Source organism: Dorea longicatena (assembly GCF_024168045.1).
GTDB lineage: Bacteria > Bacillota > Clostridia > Lachnospirales > Lachnospiraceae > Dorea_A.
In genome coordinates, this window is record NZ_CP100126.1 from 2,383,918 (window position 1) to 2,401,527 (window position 17,610).

The following is a 17,610-nucleotide window of genomic DNA, read 5'->3' on the forward strand; positions in this document are numbered from 1 at the left end:
TAAATTCCTTTCCGACCTAATCATCTGATTTTTTCGTTTATTATAAATATAAGGAAGCCTGCCAAAAGACAAACTTCCCTATGCATTTTCTATATATCCATACAGACATTCTATAGCTTAGAAGCAGGTAAATGCTCCATCAACCACAATATCAGATCCTGTTGTAAATGAGCTTGCGTCTCCTGCAAGATATACACAGATAGCTTCCAGTTCTTCCGGTTTACCCATTCTTCCCATTGGTGCCATCTCATTCCATTTCTCAATAAGTGGAATCAGTGTTGGAGAATTCAGTGTTAATTCCGTTCCGATGTATCCAGGACTGATACTGTTAACACGTACGCCACGTTTTGCCCATTCGATAGCAAGTGATTTTGTAAGCTGGATCACTCCTGCTTTTGATGCATTGTATGCACACTGTGGCTGTGGTACGTTTACAATATGTGCTGACATAGAAGCGGTGTTAATGATGGATCCGCCGCCATTCTCTAACATATATTTTCCTGCTGCGATATCTGTTAAGAAGATTCCGTTCAGGTTGATATTCATAACTTTTAACCACTGCTCATATGTCATCTCTTCAGCCGGAGCATTGATACAGATTCCTGCATTATTGTGGCAGAAGTCCAGTCCGCCAAATTCTTCAACAACCTGTTTTACCATTGCATCAACCTGCTCTTTGTCTGTACAGTCTGTCTGGATTGCGATAACCTTTCTTCCTGTCTTCTCAGCAAGTTCTTTCGCCGTCTTCTTTGCTTCTTCGATGTCAAGGTCTACAATTGCCACATCAGCTCCTGCCTCTGCAAATGCTGTAGCTGTACATTTACCGATTCCTCTTGCTGCACCGGTTACGAAACCTTTTTTTCCATCCAGTCTCATTTTTTCAATGATTCCCATTTTTGTTTCCTCTCTTTCTTTTTGATTCTTTTTATATAATTATATGTTTCAATTTTATAAAATCGTTTTATTTAATGTGTTTATATAATATATCTTTTTCGAGATAAATGCAAGACATAAAACCAAACAAGATTATACTTTCTTTTTTGTGCAGTTTTCATAGGAGAAATATCCTTTTCAATGAACCGAATAAATTGTATAATAAATTTATAAAATGATTTATAATAATTAGGAGATCGATCATGGAACAATTTTCATTAACTGATATTAAGAAAAAAAATCTGTCAGACGTATATCATTATATATATATGAATCCATCCTGCTCCAAACAGGATATCGCAACTGCATTATCAGTCAGTCTGCCTACCGTTTCACAACATCTGACAACACTTGAATCAGAACAGTTAATTGAAAAATGCGGCCGTTTGTCCTCTTCCGTTGGACGCCGGGCTAATGCATATCAGATTATTTCAGATGCAAAAATCGCAATAGGACTGGAAATTCTGCCACATACTACACACATTCTTTCTATCAACTTATATGGTAAGATGATTGCAAAAGAAACGCTCCCGGTCTCATTCGAAGCTTCTGCTGCATATTTTTCCAAATTAAAAAAAGCGGTCAAAAACTTCTGCCAGATCAACCATCATAAAGCTGAAAGTATTCTTGGAATTGGCCTTGGTGTCCAGGGACTTATCTCTCCGGACGGTTCGGAATTAACTTATGGAAAAATCTTAGACTGCACCGGAATGTCTATAGACCTCTTCTCTGATGCCTTTCATGTTCCCTGCAAATTTGTACACGATGCCGAATGTGCATGTACCAGTGAATTATGGGAAAATCCGGATATTACCGATGCGACCTATATATCTCTCGGTTATCATCTTGGCGGTGCCATCATTGTCGACGGTCAGTTGCTTACCGGAGCAACCGGAAAAAGTGGTACTTTTGAACATATGACTCTTGTTCCGAATGGTCTGGACTGCTACTGCGGACGCAAAGGATGTGCCGAATGTTACTGTTCCGGTAATTCGCTACTTTCCGATTGTGATAATCTGGATGAATTTTTTTCCCGCAAAGTCACAGGCGATCCGTCCTGCCTTGCCAAATGGGATGAATATCTCCGGCATTTATCCATCCTCATCAATAACCTCCATATGGTATTGGAACACACGGTAATCCTTGGCGGACATGTAACACCATATTTCACGGAAGAAGATATGGAATATATCCGTTCCTGTGTAGCAGAACGTTCAACATTTGATGACGATACTTCTTATATCATTCCGGGAAAATGCCGCACAGACACCGTAGCCACAGGAGCCGCCCTGCCATTTATTAAAGACTTTATCGAAGGAATCTATCTTATATAATTTTATAGCATTATTTATTTAGGTGCTCCATATTTTCTGAATATTCTGTCTTTTTATTATTTTTTATATTTTTTTCAGATTACCTATTGACATTTTCTCTTTCGTGAGATATTATAATATCAACAAAAGAAAAGGAGGACGAACCACCAATCAGTTAAATCTTTATTTAAAATTTAAAGAAAGAGGTATAGTCCAATGCAGAGGACAATTTAAACTGAAAAGATTCTAATAAAGAATAAGGAGGATAAACCACCAGGAACGTAAATTTAACATCATTTAAAAATGATAAAAAACAAATCGAAGAAAGAAAGAGGTATAGTCCATTGGATGAGATATCATAAAAATCCATCGTATTTAAAATATTATTAAGTACGGTGGATTTTTCATGTTTCTTTTTTGTTTTTATTCTTACTCCTTGTATTCAAACTTACGGATCTCACAATTCCTGATACCGAATCTTGCAAATTCATCATTTGTCATATCACCAAAATAAGACTGTATCGCTCTTGAAATCCCGTTATGTGCAACCAGAAGATACGTCTTCTGATCTGATTCTTTTTTAATATCATCGAGCAGATCATAGATCCGGTGACAAAGCTTCAGCATCGATTCGCCGCCTTCATAAGAATTAATAAAATTAGCCTTGGCCTTCTGGAACTCTTCTCCATTTCTCGGCGTACCTTCGTATTTTCCAAAGTTCTGTTCTTTCAGGCGCATTTCTTCACGCATCGGGATCCCGGTTACCTCAGATACATGTCTGGCGGTCTCCTTTGCCCTGATCAATGGTGAATACAGTATCTCATCAATCTGAATTCCCTGCTCCAGAATTGCCTGTCCCAGTTCTTCTGCCTGCTGATGGCCCAGTTCTGTCAATTCAATATCCGTTGCTCCGCAGATCTTATTCTCTACATTCCAGACTGTCTGTCCGTGTCTTGCAAAATATAAATGTCCCATTTCTGTTTCCTTTCTGCTCTTACCGCCTATATAAGTTCTGCAAGAACCGGCAGTTTCTTTTTATAAATTCTTCCCGAAAATGCAATATGCGGCAACTCATAAAATGCCACATTCTCCGGGCAGACCGGGCGATACAATGGATCCGCCACAACGCCTTTTACATTCTTTAAACTCTGAAGTGCCTGCTCCAGTTCTTCTTCTCCACAAACTGCAATATCTCCATCCGCAAGTAATCCTTTCTTTTCCCTTAGCGGACAGATTACTCTTACAGATATCTGATATTCCGTCTCGATCACCGCTGCCAGAGATTCCATGATCACTGGTTCGCCGATTAATATGATCTGATTTTCTGAACTTTTTTCCAACTCGTTTCCTGTCAGGCCGATATGTCTTCCTTTTTCGAGATATGCTACCTGCTTTTTTTCTTCTATTGCATTCAACAGAGTTTTCATAAATCCCCGAATCGGTGTACCGGTCACATAAGGCGTCCCGAATCTTTCCTGCAATATTTCCGCCGCCCGGAGTCCCGTCGAAGAGACCACCAGATTCACCTCTGCCTCCGGTGCGCGAGCAAGGTTTTCCAGTGTATCTCCCATCGCCCAGGTCGACAACACCTTCCATCCCGCCTGTTCCACATTCTGTATCAATGCATCCACATGCTCCTGTGGTCCGAAATCGAGCGGTGTCACACCAAGAAGATTCACGCTCTTTGGCGTCACTTCTCTCTTTCCTTCGATACGTTTCGCAATCTCTGCAAGTGCTCTTCCAACACCATATACATAATCATGCATGCCGTTTGTAGGAACGGAAAATGCCGGAATCCCGAGATCTTGTTCCAGTATCTTGGCGATTGCTTCAAAATCTGTTCCATTCATATAGGGAATCGGGGAGCCCGCAAGTGCTATAAACTTCGGCTTTAATTCCTCTGCCGCAATCTCGATATCACGGATCAGTTTCTCATCATTTCCCATAACAGCATCGATCTCCGTAAGTCCCGAGATATAGATCATGCTGTCCTGGTCATACCAGCGAATCTCATCGTGTGTATTATATGTAGAATTACAGCCGGACGGATCATGCATCACTGTCATCCCGCCAAGTTCATAGAGTGCCGAGCAGACACCGGATACATCCGCTGTATAAATTGGTATGATCTTATAACTTCGTTTCATATGCAGCTTTCGCACCCCCAACCTTTCCGGATGATCAGATCTTCCGGATCTTTTTCTTCCTGCCAGGCTTCTATCATCAATCCTGCCACTTTCCGGATTCCGTCAAATCCATACAGTCCGGCACCTTCCACCAGATTGACAAAATGCTTCGTTCCGGTAAACCACGCCGCTTTCTGTCCGATTGCCAGTATATTTTCTTCTTTCCTCGGACGTACCCGCATCTCTGGGTGGATCGTCGGCTCATATGAAAGGCCAGGATATTGTTGTTTCAGCCACTCAAATGTTGCTTTTTCTTCCGGATTTACCGCATCCAGATAGATTCTTGTCACAGAAAAGCCATATGTCAGTAACAGCTTTGCAAGCTCCAGCGGTCTTGGATGAAATGTGTGATCGATCATGATCTGTGCATCTCCGATTATTTGTCTTGTTTTTTTCAAAACTGCTTCACACAATGCAATCTCTCTTTCTATGGTCTCATCTATCTCAGCATCTCTTACACTTTCCGTAACCGTCTGCTCCAGCATTCTCCATTGTCTGATGATTTCTTCATAATCAAAGCTTCCCGGAAGATATAACGCTTTCTTCCCAAGCCTCTCTGCCTGACTTTCCAGTCCATATTTTCCAGGCGGATAGCATGCTATGAATATTCTACTGTCTGCAAGGTTCTCATAAGCTTTCCATGAGTCACAGGTCGGAAGTTCTCTCACTTCTATATTCTCTGCCTTCAACAAACGTTTGATATCACTCGTCTCATCCAGCGCAAAATCACTGCCTAAAATTGTCACTGATCTTTCTAAATCAGACTTCCCTGCATTTCTTTCCGGAAGTGCGTCGTAGATCGACTTCCGAAGCTTCTGATCCGGCGTCAGTCCGTGCTTCTGCATGATCGGATCCATATAACAGCGGATGAAAAAGATCTCCGGAAATCTCGCTTCCAATTCTTCATATACCCGTTCCAGATCACATCCCAGAAAATGATGCAGGCATACTGTAAATAATAATACCGCCTTCGGATGATCGCCTCGTTTCTTTAATACATCTGTCACTCCCTCGATCGTCACATCTTCCAGATTACCATTCAGAAGGTCCTCCTCTTCTACGATCACAAAAGAGAACCTGTCTGCGGCATTCATCTCGGCTGCTGTCAGAACAACTCCCCGCATACAGTTATCCGCACAGACATAGATCTGGATCGCTTCCGGAAGAAGCATTCCCGTATGAACAATATTCCAGTTCCCATGCGCCGGGGAATTGAATTCCAGACCGCTTGATTCTCCGGCTTTCTTTAACATTTCCATCCCTCCCCGGATTCTTTTGACAACTCATAGATTACTTCCGCAAGCTTTCTATATTCTTCCGCCATCTCACTGCCTGGGAAACACTCCATGACCGTCTTTCCTTCTTCTTCCGCTTCTGCCACAAGTTCACTGTGAGATAATGTTCCTATCACCTGTGTCTTGAAATCATCTGCCAGCTCTTTTACCTTCTCTTCTTCTCTTGCCACATTTCTGCGATTTAAGATAATCCCTCCAAGAGACGCATATCCACGGGTCTTGAAATTCTCCACTGCCATCGCAATATTTGCCCCGGCATGGATTGCCATATTTTCTCCCGAAGTGATGATAAAGACTTTATCCGCATATCCTTTCCTCATCGGCATAGAAAATCCACCGCATACAACATCCCCGAGTACATCATAAAGTACAACATCCGGCTGATATACTTCATATGCTCCTGTCTCTTTTAACTTTTCCAGTGCCGTGATAATTCCTCTTCCTGCACATCCAAGTCCCGGTGTCGGACCACCTGCCTCTACACAGATCACACCCTGATAGCCGGTCCGCACCATATCTTCTAATCTCAGATCCTGCTTCTTTTCCCGGAAGAGGTCCAGTACAGTCGGCACCGCTTCCCCGTGTCTTAATGCAATCGTCGAATCCGCTTTCGGATCACATCCGATCTGCATCACTTTCAGTCTTTTTTCCGCCAGTGCCACAGCTACATTAGACACGGTTGTTGATTTTCCGATCCCGCCTTTTCCATATACTGCAATCTTAATCATACTATTTTTATTCTCCTGCTTTCGTAATAATATTCGAATACGCCGTCTTCGTGGATATCCCGCTCAGACGACCAATCTTGCCGGATAACGTACTGATCACATCCTGCGGTGCATCAATAGCAATACTGATAATATTAATACCTTTTTCCCGATATGGAATTCCCATTCTTCCGATAATATACTGTCCTGCCTCATGAAGCAGATGATTCAATGTCTCGATCGCTTCCGGATTTTCCACAATGATAGAAATAACTGCCACTCTTGTATCCATTGATACCCTCCTAACAGATGCGCGGCAGTAATTCCCCGCCCGGCTGCGGAAGTAATGCCTGCGTTCCGATCTCCGTCAACATCACTACTTTTCCCGGCTGCTCTTCGGTCACTTCACCGATAATTGCCGCATCCTGTGAATATGGACATACTTTCAATGCATCCACGATCGTCTGTGCCTGTTCTTTCGGCGCCATGATCACAAGCCGTCCTTCACATGCAAGATAGAGCGGCTCCAGTCCAAGCATTCCACATACACCTCGTACCTCTGGTGCAACCGGAATCTTCGAAGCATCCAGACGAATGCCTACCTGGCTCTGTCCGGCAATCTCATACAGCACAGTTCCGACTCCTCCTCTGGTCGCATCACGAATCACATGCAGTTCATGCGTTGCATCCATCACTGCTTTTACATTCCCCCAGAGTGGTGCACAGTCACTCGTCACATCCGCATCGATTCCAAAATCTTCTCTCGCAAGAAGGATCGTGCATCCGTGTCTTCCTATATCTCCTGTCACAATGATCGCATCGCCCGGTTTTGCAAGATTTCCCGCAACTTCGACTCCATCCGTGATCTCACCGATACCTGTTGTCGTAATAAAGACTCCGTCCACCTGCCCTTTTCCGGCAACCTTGGTATCTCCCGATACGATCCGGACTCCGGCTTCTTTCGCCGTCTTCTCCATTGCTTCTGCAATCTCTTCCAGTTTTTCCATCGGAAATCCCTCTTCGATCACAAATGCACAGGTCAGGTATAATGGTTTTGCTCCCATACATGAAAGATCATTGACCGTACCGCAAATGGAAAGCTTTCCGATATTTCCTCCCGGATAGAATGCCGGTGATACGATAAATCCATCCGTAGATACTGCCATCTTACCGGCCGGAGGTGCCAGGACGGCTGCATCATCCGCAGTCAGATCCGGATTATCAAAATGTGCTTTGAAGATCATATCGATCAGCTCTGACGTCTGGTGTCCTCCCGCACCATGTGCCATCGTCACAGTTTTCCCCACTAATTTCGCTTTTCTTGCTTCGTTATCCACATACTCGTTCATTTTGTCCACTTCCTTGCTATTTTCCGTCTGTTTTTCTTATTCTCTTCCATACATATAATATGCTGAACAGGCTCCCTCACCGGATACCATACATGCACCTACCGGATGCTGCGGTGTACAGACCTTTCCAAATACTTTACAGTCGGATGGTTTACATTTTCCCTGTAATACATCCCCGCATCTGCAGGCCGGATTCGCCCTTCCTTCCATCTTCTGAACCTGATATTTCTTTCTGGCATCATACATCCCCCATTCATCACGTAAACGAAGTCCTGATCCCGGTATGATTCCGAGTCCTCTCCATTCACTGTCACATGCTTCCATCAACGTATCCACCAGTCTCTGCGCTTCTTTACTTCCTTCTTCTGTCACTACACGCGGATAACAATTTACAAAGAAAGGTTTCCCTTTCTGAAAATGTGTCAACGCAACTGCCAGTGCAGTCAGAAGTTCTTTTGCCGTAAAGCCTGCCACCACACCGCTTACACCTTCCTGCACCAGTTCTTCACAAAGCTTTGTTCCTGTGATCGCATTGACATGTCCCGGATATAAGAAAATGTCTGCGCTTCCTTTTAATGCTTCGTATGCCTGCGGCATCGTTTTATTTGCGATCAGCATGGAATAGTTCGTGATTCCTTCTTCTTTTGCTTTTTTGACAGACAGACATCCCGCCGGAGTCGTCGTCTCAAATCCTACAGATAAGAATACAACCTCTTCTTCCGGATGTTCTTTTGCATATTTTTCCGCATCTGCAGGTGAATAGACGATATGGATCTTCCCGCCTTCGCTTCTTGCATCTGCCAGACTCTTCTTACTTCCCGGCACACGCACCAGATCTCCGAATGTACAGATTGTCACACTCTTTTCCAGAGCCAGATAAACTGCCTCATCGATATAACTTACCGGTGTGACACAGACCGGACACCCGGGACCAGAGATCAATTCTACCTGCTTTGGAAGAAGTTTGCGGATACCCAGACGGAAGATTTCATGTGTATGTGTCCCGCATACTTCCATGATCCGGACTGCAGGACCGTCATATCCTTCTATGATCTCTCTTGCCGTTTTCTTTCCTTCACTCATTACAGAAGTTCCTCCATCAACTGATCTGTCTCACTGTCATCTTCATCGGTAATTTTTGCAATGGCGATTCCTGCATGCACCATTACATAATCTCCTGGTTCCAGATCTTCCAGTAATTCTGAAGAGACCGATCTTTTTGCACCCCCCGCGTCTACAACTGCCGTACCATCACTGATACGGACTACTTTTGCTGATAATCCTACACACATGTTATTTTCCCTCCTGAATATACTGCATGGCATATGTTGCCTGCCCCAGTGCGATCCCGCCGTCATTTGCCGGGATCAGGTGATGTCTGAGTACGGTAAAATGTTCTTTTTCCAGACCTTCTTCCACCATTCTCAACAACAGCCGATTTTGGAATACACCGCCGCTTAATGCCACACAATTACATTTTGTTTTCTTTCTGATCTTCCTGCAGCCACAGATTATAAGGTCTGCCAGCTTTTGATGAAAGATATAAGCTAATTTTTCTGCCTGAATGCCTTCTGTTTTCTTCTCTGTCAGATATTTTATAAGGCTTCCTGTCTGCATAATCAGCCTGTCTTCCGGCTCTTTCTTTTCTTCATCCGGATCGCTTTCACCATCTGCCGGCTCATCAATTTCCCAGATCTCTTTCTCATAAGCTTCTGCGGCAAATTCAAGTGCCATCGAAGCCTCCCCTTCGAACGTAGACTTCGTCCGGATTCCGAGAATTGCACTGACTGCATCGAACAGACGTCCCGCACTGGTCGATGTCACAGCATTCATTTTCCGGTCCGCCATGGCAAGAAGCACTTTGCATTCCGGTTCACTGCACAGGTTAAGCTTCTTTACAATCTCCATTGTCTGTTCTTTATCCTGTGTCTGCTGATAGATCAGTGAAACTGCAATTCGCCATCCTTCTTTAGCAGAAATGTCTCCTCCGATCTGAAGAAATGGTTCGATACTTCCCATCCGCTCAAATCCGTGATAATCTGCAAGCAGAAGTTCGCCTCCCCAGATGGTTCCATCTGTACCATATCCGGTTCCGTCGAATGCCACGCCGATCACCTGCTCTTTCCGGTCATTTTCTGCCATACAGGATAAAATATGTGCATAATGATGCTGGATCTTTACGGCGGGAAGTCCCAGTTCTTCTGCAACGACTGTCGAGTTGTATTTTGGATGCAGATCACATGCTGCAACTTCCGGTTCTACCTCCAGAAGTGTCTCGAATCTGTGGATCGTCTCTTGCAACGCTTTTACAGTACGGAGATCTTCCAGATCCCCTACATACGGAGACAGATAGAAACGTCCATCCACCCCGATACAGAATGTATTCTTAAGTTCTCCGCCTGCTGCCAGCACCTGTCCTTTCCACGGCATTGTCACCATCGTCGGAAGCGGTGCATAGCCTCTGGAGCGCCGGATCATATAAGGCTCTCCCTTATAAAAATCCATCACCGAATCGTCCGCCCGGATCCGTATCTTCCGGTCATGAGAAAGGATCAGATCACATAGTTGTGACAGTTCCTCCACCGCTTCTTTGTCATCCCTGCAGATCGGTGCACCGGAGGTATTACCGCTCGTCATTACGAGATAATCCGGCATCTCGATTCCATCGTCATATCGGAATAACAGCATCTGTACCGGAGCGTATGGGAGCATGATGCCGACTTTTGGATTCCCCGGAGCGACAGACTTGCAAAGACCTGTACTGTCTGCAGATTTTTTCCGTTTTTCAAGTAACAGGATCGGCTTCTGGTGTCCATCCAGAATCTCCTCCTGTACTTCATTTACCAGACATTCCTGCTTTACCGCTTCCAAATCCCGCGCCATCACGGCAAACGGTTTCGCCGGACGGTTCTTTAATGTCCGCAGTCTCTGTACTGCTTCCTCGTTCGTCGCATCACAGCAGAGATGGAATCCGCCGATTCCCTTGATTGCCACGATCCCGCCATCATGAATCATTTTTCTTGTGGCAATGATCGCAGCTCTTCCCCGTTCTTCCCTGCCGGTCAGATACACTTCCGGACCACAATCGTTGCAGCATACCGGCTGTGCATCATAACGCCTGGTCGCCGGATCCTCATACTCCGAAGCACAGTCCGGACACATCGGGAATTCCTTCATGCTGGTCCGTTCCCGGTCATATGGAAGTGCATCCAGGATCGTAAGTCTGGGACCGCAGCAGGTGCAGTTGATAAATGGGTGCAGATAACGCCGGTCTTTCGGATCGTACATTTCTTTCTTGCATTCTTCGCAGATTGCAATATCCGGCGAGACGAAGATCTCCCCTTTTGTCTTCTCGCTTTCTATGATCTGAAAATCATTGAATTTCCCGTATTCTTCCTCTTTTACATCTTCTGTATTGATCTTCAATATGGCAGCTCTCTTCGGCGGCTGATTTTCCAGTCTCTCCAGAAAATCTTTTACACATTTTTCCTCTCCCTGTGCAAAGATTTCCACATAGGGACCTTTGTTACACACACTTCCGGTGATTCCGGCAGCCGCTGCATGACGGCTCACAGTCGGTCTGAAGCCGACGCCCTGCACAATTCCGTAGACACGGATTTTCTTTGTTATCATCCGTTTCTTCCCCCTGTCTAAAACATATAGGTTTCCCATATATCCTGCTTACACGTTAAGCTTTCCTGACACTGCAAAATGCGTCAGCGGAATAAATGTCCCTTCAAATCCCGGAATCATCCGCTCCATACACGGATCTGCAAAGATCACATCATATCCTTCTTTTTCCACCAGCGAAATGAAATCATCCTCTTCTTTCAGACTAATATCATCTGCGGCATCAACATTCAGATCCGTTAAAATCTCCTCTTTCCGCATGAACCATGTCGCTGTTGTGATTGCTTCTTTTTCCCCGGTTCGTTTTTCGATCTCCTTACGCACTGCATTTGCAATCACCTGCTGCTGTACGATCAGGATCTTCTTTCCTTGATAATTCACTTCCGGCACAAGTTCTGATGCCAGTGGATAGGCAATCTCATATGGTGTTCCGAACTTCTTTTGCAGATACTGCGCTGCTTTTAATGCTGCCGGAGATACGACCACATTCTTCGCTGCCAGAGAAGCATTTCTCACTTCATCCAGTCCGTCCCCCATGCCATAGCAGATGGCACGCATTCCCTGGTCTGCATATACTTTCCGGATCTTATTTGCTGCCTTCAGGTCACTGACATCCTGCGGAGTCATGCCGATAATCCCGATATGTGGTCTGTCTTTATCATTCATATCCTCAGACTCTTCGTTCTTGTCACTGAATTTCTCGAACAATGCAAGATATGCCTTTTCTTCTCCCTTGTCATACAATTCCATTCCATCCGTATTCACCGTCAGGACCGAAAGATCCGTCTTCTTAGACAGCATCCGCTCCAGCGCCCGGTAATCCGTCCCGATCACTGCTGGAACCGGAGTCCCGATCACTGCTGCAAATGTCACATCCAGTTTTTCTGCCGCATCTGCAAGTTTTGCAACCAGTCTGTCGTCTCTTCCAAGGATCGCATCCATATCACGAAGTCCCGCACTGAATACCGCACTTCTGGTTTCAAACCATCTTGGCTCATCGAAGCCGCACACATTTCCCGTACATCCGCCTGCATCACAGATGACCAGCATTCCGCCAAGTTCATATAACACCGACACTGCTCCCGACTGATCCGGTGCAAATGGTGTCAGATATTTTCTTAATCCTTTCATCGCCTACACCTCCAACAGTCTTTCGCACAAATATCTCACACCCGCATATCCGTACGGCTGCACTTCTTCGTTCCACATCACGTTTTTCACATCCGGATGATAGTAGCAGGCATCTTTGCCAATTGTAATTGTAACCCCGCTCTCTTCCGGATCATAATACAGCATGGTTGGTTCCATATTGGAAAATACTTTTGTCTGCGGACTCAATTCAGATAAATTCTTCAGGTATACAAAATTCTCGGCGGTCAGCGTTCCATAGATCTCAGCCACCCGGAATCCATACTTTACAAGTGCCAGTGCCAGTTCGAACGGATCCCCGTTCATACATTCCCCGATGGCGAAAACTGCATCCGGCTTCGCAGATTTCAAGCGTTTTACGGAATCAAGTGCAGCAGCCTCCGCTTCATGATCTTCGAATGGAATCCCCAGAACATTTCCCAGTGCCTGATACTGCTTCGTTATCTTATCAATCTGGTACAATCTCCGAAGTTCGATAAACGGAATCTGCAATTTCTCATGAAAATCTTCCGCTGCGAATCTCGCTTCCGGATGTAATACCAGATTAAAATTCGCCTCTGCCATCGTCTGGTACTCTTCGTAATCCTTGCATCTGGATATCTCGTGTACCGTCTTTACGCCTGCTTTTTCCAGCATTCCGTATAACTCACAATCATCCATAAGTGGTGAGAAGAATCCCAGCAGATTCACGACATTTCCTTTTTTCTTCTTTGGTTCCAATAAAGAATATAAGGACTGACGCACATGCACCATCGGCGGCTTCCGTCCTTCTCTTGTCAGCGCATACATATAACACGGTCTGACCGGAAGTCCTGTCTTTTCTTCGGATTTTCTGCAGATCCGTTCCATATCTGTTCCAAGAAGCGCATCCACGCAGGTAATGCAGATCATCACAACCGACGGCTTCTTCTCCAGACTGTCACAGATCTCCTGTACTGCCTTTGGCACTTTTTTCAGATGTCTTCCCGTTACGATATCGGTCTCATCCATCGTAAGATAAAAGAACCGGTCCTCATACTGCGGCATGGAACTGATCATGGACGTATTCCGTCCGCAGCATCCCGGTGCCACGATCAGCATAATCGAATCCGGGATCGCAAGCCCCGCTCTCTTTACACCGAATCCTTCCGCTCCCGGCGAATTAAATGCAAGCGTCGCCGGAGAACTGTAAATCAGATGCGTATTCGACCGGAACTGCTCCGGAATATCATCCCTTCCCCGCTTCTGTAATTCTTCTACCGTACAATAATAGGCAGTCCCTCTCATACCTTTTCCTCATCTTTCCATAATATTTCCGCCAGATCATAGAAGCATTTACTGATGTCCGACTCCGGATTGCCCTCGATCACCGTCTTCCCCTGGTCTTCACAACGGTTAATTTCATCACTTCTTGGAATCTCTCCCACGATGTCAAATCCATGCTCTTTTGCAAATGTCTCTACTTTTTCGGTCTCATTTTCCACATTTCTGTGATTCAGTACGATTCCGAACACTCTTGCATAACTTCTGTCTTCAAAGTTCTTTACTGCTTTTGAAATGTTGTCTGCCGCATAGAGTGCCATTTTCTCCCCGGATGTCACGATCAGAACTTTTTCCGCATAGTCTTCCCGGATCGGCGCTGCGAATCCGCCGCAGACCACGTCCCCGAGTACGTCATACAGAACGACATCGGGCTTATAGGTCTCGAATAATTTCAGATCTTCTAATAACTGGAATGTCGCAATGATTCCTCTTCCCGCACATCCAAGTCCCGGTGTCGGTCCGCCTGTCTCGATACATAAGACATTTCCGAATCCTTCTTTTGCAATATCTTCCAGTTTCTCCGGTTCTTCGTCTTCTTCTCTCATATAATTCATGACCGGCCTTAGCGGCTCCCCGCCGAGCAGGTTCATCGTCGAATCTGCCTTCGGGTCACAGCCGATCTGGATGACTTTCTTCCCCATCGTGGCAAATGCTGCTGCCAGATTGGATGTGACGGTGGATTTCCCAATTCCACCTTTTCCGTAGATTGCTACTTTTAACATGTGTGTTCCTCCTGCATGTTCTTATTGCTGAAAACTTACCTTTGAAAATTTTTCTTGTATACTTAGATATAATAAAGCACGATATACCCAAATGGCTCTCTTTCATGTTAGAAATCGCCTGATTTTGTATACCGTGCTGTAACATAACCTGCTGTTAACTACTTTTTAATGAAACGAATTCATAACTATTCCTGCTCGGGACTTACCTTGCAGTCAGAGTCATTCTTTTTTTATTTTCTTCCCTGTATTTTCTTCTCTTTACATTCGGATAGATATCGATCACTCCGTCTGTATCAGTAGGTTTATTATACTCTTTATTCAATTAGTCAGTCAACGCAAACCTGTAGTCTCTTCTTTTACAATTTTCTCTGTCTTTACCTGCCCTTTTTGCGCAAAAGAACAGGGCTGCCGCACACATCATTTCGTACGACAGCCCTGTCATATTTATAAAAATTGAGGAATTAATAAAATGGATAAAAGATCGGCAATACAATGAACACTGCAATGACGACGGCTCTCGGATCCGCTCCCAGTGACTCGGCAATGGTCCATGCGATCAGACATAAAATACTTCTTCTTCCGTAAATTCAAAGCTGGTCTCATATTCCTGAGATGTAGAAGTAATCACATTCAGATTATTCAGATCTGAAAAAACTTTCTTTCTGACTTTTAACTTCCCACTTCTTATTTTATATTCTCTACTCTTATATGATCTCTTTCGCTATCTCTTCTACTATCCCTTCACGCCTTTCCGATACACCACATACGCAATCACCGCAGTCACCACTTCCGTGATCCAGAACGCATGCCATACTCCGACCGCTCCCATAAAACGGCTGACAATGAATGCCACCGGAATAATCACAACCACATATCTGCATAACGAAATGATCAGTGAATGCACACCTTTTCCAAGACCTTCCAGTGCCCCGCTGCAGATAACCGATACCGATGAAGCAAGGAATCCAAGACTGATGACTCTGAGTGCCACACTTCCGGCCTTCATCGTTATCGGATTCGCTGTAAATAATCCCATCAGCTGTCCCGGAACTGCCAGACAGATTGCCATTCCGGCTGCCATCATCACGAGTACCAGGATCAGGCCATCCTGGAAGATCTTATGTACACGCTTATGCTCTCCCGCTCCGTAATTATATCCGAGAAGCGGACGCATTCCCTGCACGATTCCATTTGCCGGAAGGTAGAGGAAGGTCTGCAGCTTATAGTAGACTCCGAGAACGAATACGTAGACTTCCCCATAGCCTGTAAGTATTACGTTCAATACAGAGATTAAAAGCGACGGAAGTGCCAGGTTCAGGCTTGCCGGAATTCCGATTACATATAATTTTTTCCACAGCTTCAAATCAGCCTTCAGATATTTCTTTCTGTATTTCACCGGAAGCGGATTCACGATATAAAAGATCAGGTACAATACTGCTCCTGCTGCCTGTCCGATTCCTGTTGCAAGTGCGGCTCCTTCGATTCCCATCTTCGGAAATGGTCCAAGTCCGAAGATCAGGACTGGATCCAGGATAATGTTGATAATCGCACCTGACATCATACAAGTCATTGACTCCACCATACGTCCGACCGCCTGAAACGTCTTCTCAAATACCAGCTGCCAAGATAATGCCGTAGCAAATAAAAATGCAATTCTCGAATAACGCACACCATAGTCCACAATCTGTGCATTTCCCGTAAACATCTGTAAAAACGGTCTCATTACGGCAATTCCCAGAATCATAAATCCGACTCCGTGAATCGTCCCTAGCAGCATTCCCTGTGTTGCCGCCCTGTCTGCCATCTTTTTATCCTGCGCTCCAAGATAAAATGAGATGACCGCATTGATTCCGATTCCAAATCCGATCATCACCGCATTGATCAGATTCTGCACTGGATACACCAGTGATAACGCCGTCATGGCATCTTCGCTGATCCTGGCGATGAAGAAGCTGTCTACAATATTATAAAGTGAACTCACCATCATAGAAATGACCATCGGCAGTGCCATCGATACGATCAATTTTAATACCGGTTGTTCTTTCATATATGTCTGATCCATATATATCCCCTTTCTCTCATATGTACTATCTATTAATCTTCTAATTCTATTGCGGATCTTTGCAATGCTTTTCTCTATTTTCCCATCTTGTCACAGATTGTTTCAACTGAATATGTAACAACAAAAAACCACATGGTTACTTCTACTCAGTAACCATGTGGCGAAAAATAGATTGCTCCAGAAAAATCCACATTCATTTTAGGGTTGTATTATAGCACTGTCTTTCAGGGAATGTCAATCACTAGTTCTATGAAATCATCTTCCAATTTTCCCTCATTTGTCACATCCGATTAACAGATCTTATTCCCGTTCGCTTTCATCTTGAATTTCATTCCCAGCATCTCTGCCGCACGCTTGCACATCAGCATACGCTGTAAGAAAATCTCAAAATAATCTAATATAGAACAGATTCCTTCATCCAGTTCAATCTCCAGCAGAATCACCTGCTTTTCGACATTTACATGCAGACTGGATGCCACTGCAGCATAATTCACACGGTCATGTTTGTCAAAGCTTTCCTTGATCGTGTTCCGCACACGGTTTCTTCTTACATCCGTCTTATCCGCCAGTATCAGTGCTGCCGATACCGCATCCACTGCCATGCCGGTTGCCTCATCATGCTGACCGATTGCACTGACGATCACTGCGATGTCTTCATCCGGTGCTTTCAGATCCCGCAGTATCTGAAATGCCATGATTGCGGAACTATGTGCATGATCCACACGGTTTACACAATTTCCCATGTCATGCATATAGCCCGCTATCCTGGCAAGCTCGATCGTATGCTGGTTATACCCTAATTTTTCCAGAATATTTCCGGCAGTTTCCGCCACTTTTACTGCATGTCCTCTGGAATGTTCGGTAAACCCAAGTGCTCCAAGTACCCTATTTCCCTGCTCAATATAGGCATTCACCTCCGGCATATTTTTGATTGCTTTATATGTTACTTTGCTCAATTTTAT

Annotated in this window: 16 protein-coding genes; 1 reads left to right on the top strand and 15 read right to left on the bottom strand. The window is 44.7% G+C overall.

Going from position 1 to position 17,610, the window contains the following annotated elements:
- Nucleotides 1–117: 117 nt before the first annotated feature.
- Nucleotides 118–894, bottom strand: a complete 777-nt coding sequence (locus NKF87_RS11335; RefSeq protein WP_028088515.1) for an SDR family oxidoreductase — start codon at nt 892–894, stop codon at nt 118–120.
- 242 nt (nt 895–1,136) lie between these two features.
- Here NKF87_RS11335 and NKF87_RS11340 point away from each other — a divergent pair, with 242 nt between their 5' ends.
- Entirely contained in the window at nt 1,137–2,267 is a 1,131-nt protein-coding gene (locus NKF87_RS11340) for an ROK family transcriptional regulator (protein ID WP_117597739.1), read from the top strand.
- Nucleotides 2,268–2,675: 408 nt separating this feature from the next.
- Here the strand turns inward: NKF87_RS11340 and NKF87_RS11345 are convergent, their stop codons facing one another.
- The 14 genes from NKF87_RS11345 to NKF87_RS11410 form a co-directional block, all read right to left on the bottom strand.
- Entirely contained in the window at nt 2,676–3,221 is a 546-nt protein-coding gene (locus NKF87_RS11345; RefSeq protein WP_055281802.1) for a histidine phosphatase family protein, read from the bottom strand.
- A 26-nt stretch (nt 3,222–3,247) separates the two neighbouring features.
- Complete coding sequence (locus NKF87_RS11350; protein ID WP_055281804.1) at nt 3,248–4,393, bottom strand: nitrogenase component 1; 1,146 nt, start codon at nt 4,391–4,393, stop codon at nt 3,248–3,250.
- Nucleotides 4,390–5,685, bottom strand: a complete 1,296-nt coding sequence (locus tag NKF87_RS11355; RefSeq protein WP_117597740.1) for a nitrogenase component 1 — start codon at nt 5,683–5,685, stop codon at nt 4,390–4,392. Before NKF87_RS11355 ends, NKF87_RS11350 begins: the two co-directional genes overlap by 4 nt.
- On the bottom strand, nt 5,679–6,455 hold the full coding sequence (locus NKF87_RS11360) for a nitrogenase iron protein NifH (protein WP_117597741.1): 777 nt from the start codon (nt 6,453–6,455) through the stop codon (nt 5,679–5,681). The genes NKF87_RS11355 and NKF87_RS11360 overlap by 7 nt, the downstream gene beginning before the upstream one ends.
- A 7-nt stretch (nt 6,456–6,462) precedes the next feature.
- Nucleotides 6,463–6,726, bottom strand: coding sequence for a TM1266 family iron-only hydrogenase system putative regulator (locus NKF87_RS11365; protein WP_028088521.1), 264 nt, complete (start codon nt 6,724–6,726; stop codon nt 6,463–6,465).
- 10 nt (nt 6,727–6,736) lie between these two features.
- A complete protein-coding gene (gene hypE / locus NKF87_RS11370; RefSeq protein WP_117597742.1) occupies nt 6,737–7,783 on the bottom strand; it encodes a hydrogenase expression/formation protein HypE in 1,047 nt (348 codons plus the stop codon).
- Nucleotides 7,784–7,819: 36 nt separating this feature from the next.
- Nucleotides 7,820–8,866, bottom strand: a complete 1,047-nt coding sequence (gene hypD / locus NKF87_RS11375; protein ID WP_117597743.1) for a hydrogenase formation protein HypD — start codon at nt 8,864–8,866, stop codon at nt 7,820–7,822.
- Nucleotides 8,866–9,075 carry a HypC/HybG/HupF family hydrogenase formation chaperone gene (locus NKF87_RS11380; protein ID WP_028088524.1) on the bottom strand — a complete coding sequence of 70 codons (210 nt, stop codon included), beginning with the start codon at nt 9,073–9,075 and terminating at the stop codon, nt 8,866–8,868. The genes hypD and NKF87_RS11380 overlap by 1 nt, the downstream gene beginning before the upstream one ends.
- 1 nt (nt 9,076) lies before the next feature.
- Nucleotides 9,077–11,416, bottom strand: a complete 2,340-nt coding sequence (hypF, locus tag NKF87_RS11385) for a carbamoyltransferase HypF (RefSeq protein ID WP_242998871.1) — start codon at nt 11,414–11,416, stop codon at nt 9,077–9,079.
- Between the two features lie 48 nt (nt 11,417–11,464).
- Nucleotides 11,465–12,544 (bottom strand): nitrogenase component 1, encoded by a 1,080-nt coding sequence (locus tag NKF87_RS11390; protein WP_117597745.1) that lies wholly within the window; start codon nt 12,542–12,544, stop codon nt 11,465–11,467.
- Between the two features lie 3 nt (nt 12,545–12,547).
- The gene (locus tag NKF87_RS11395) at nt 12,548–13,828 is read right to left on the bottom strand and encodes a nitrogenase component 1 (RefSeq protein ID WP_117597746.1); all 1,281 of its coding nucleotides are present in this window, start codon (nt 13,826–13,828) and stop codon (nt 12,548–12,550) included.
- The gene (locus tag NKF87_RS11400) at nt 13,825–14,586 is read right to left on the bottom strand and encodes a P-loop NTPase (protein ID WP_117597747.1); all 762 of its coding nucleotides are present in this window, start codon (nt 14,584–14,586) and stop codon (nt 13,825–13,827) included. Before NKF87_RS11400 ends, NKF87_RS11395 begins: the two co-directional genes overlap by 4 nt.
- A 733-nt stretch (nt 14,587–15,319) precedes the next feature.
- Complete coding sequence (locus tag NKF87_RS11405; protein WP_006426105.1) at nt 15,320–16,648, bottom strand: MATE family efflux transporter; 1,329 nt, start codon at nt 16,646–16,648, stop codon at nt 15,320–15,322.
- 290 nt (nt 16,649–16,938) lie between these two features.
- A complete protein-coding gene (locus NKF87_RS11410; RefSeq protein ID WP_055181618.1) occupies nt 16,939–17,571 on the bottom strand; it encodes an HD domain-containing protein in 633 nt (210 codons plus the stop codon).
- Nucleotides 17,572–17,610 lie beyond the last annotated feature (39 nt).

Excerpts from the sequence above, each read along its gene's own strand:
- NKF87_RS11335 (WP_028088515.1), bottom strand. The coding sequence starts at position 894 with ATGGGAATCATTGAAAAAATGAGACTGGATGGAAAAAAAGGTTTCGTA.
- NKF87_RS11340 (WP_117597739.1), top strand. The coding sequence starts at position 1,137 with ATGGAACAATTTTCATTAACTGATATTAAGAAAAAAAATCTGTCAGAC.
- NKF87_RS11345 (WP_055281802.1), bottom strand. The coding sequence starts at position 3,221 with ATGGGACATTTATATTTTGCAAGACACGGACAGACAGTCTGGAATGTA.
- NKF87_RS11350 (WP_055281804.1), bottom strand. The coding sequence starts at position 4,393 with ATGAAACGAAGTTATAAGATCATACCAATTTATACAGCGGATGTATCC.
- NKF87_RS11355 (WP_117597740.1), bottom strand. The coding sequence starts at position 5,685 with ATGTTAAAGAAAGCCGGAGAATCAAGCGGTCTGGAATTCAATTCCCCG.
- NKF87_RS11360 (WP_117597741.1), bottom strand. The coding sequence starts at position 6,455 with ATGATTAAGATTGCAGTATATGGAAAAGGCGGGATCGGAAAATCAACA.
- NKF87_RS11365 (WP_028088521.1), bottom strand. The coding sequence starts at position 6,726 with ATGGATACAAGAGTGGCAGTTATTTCTATCATTGTGGAAAATCCGGAA.
- hypE (WP_117597742.1), bottom strand. The coding sequence starts at position 7,783 with ATGAACGAGTATGTGGATAACGAAGCAAGAAAAGCGAAATTAGTGGGG.
- hypD (WP_117597743.1), bottom strand. The coding sequence starts at position 8,866 with ATGAGTGAAGGAAAGAAAACGGCAAGAGAGATCATAGAAGGATATGAC.
- NKF87_RS11380 (WP_028088524.1), bottom strand. The coding sequence starts at position 9,075 with ATGTGTGTAGGATTATCAGCAAAAGTAGTCCGTATCAGTGATGGTACG.
- hypF (WP_242998871.1), bottom strand. The coding sequence starts at position 11,416 with ATGATAACAAAGAAAATCCGTGTCTACGGAATTGTGCAGGGCGTCGGC.
- NKF87_RS11390 (WP_117597745.1), bottom strand. The coding sequence starts at position 12,544 with ATGAAAGGATTAAGAAAATATCTGACACCATTTGCACCGGATCAGTCG.
- NKF87_RS11395 (WP_117597746.1), bottom strand. The coding sequence starts at position 13,828 with ATGAGAGGGACTGCCTATTATTGTACGGTAGAAGAATTACAGAAGCGG.
- NKF87_RS11400 (WP_117597747.1), bottom strand. The coding sequence starts at position 14,586 with ATGTTAAAAGTAGCAATCTACGGAAAAGGTGGAATTGGGAAATCCACC.
- NKF87_RS11405 (WP_006426105.1), bottom strand. The coding sequence starts at position 16,648 with ATGGATCAGACATATATGAAAGAACAACCGGTATTAAAATTGATCGTA.
- NKF87_RS11410 (WP_055181618.1), bottom strand. The coding sequence starts at position 17,571 with ATGCCGGAGGTGAATGCCTATATTGAGCAGGGAAATAGGGTACTTGGA.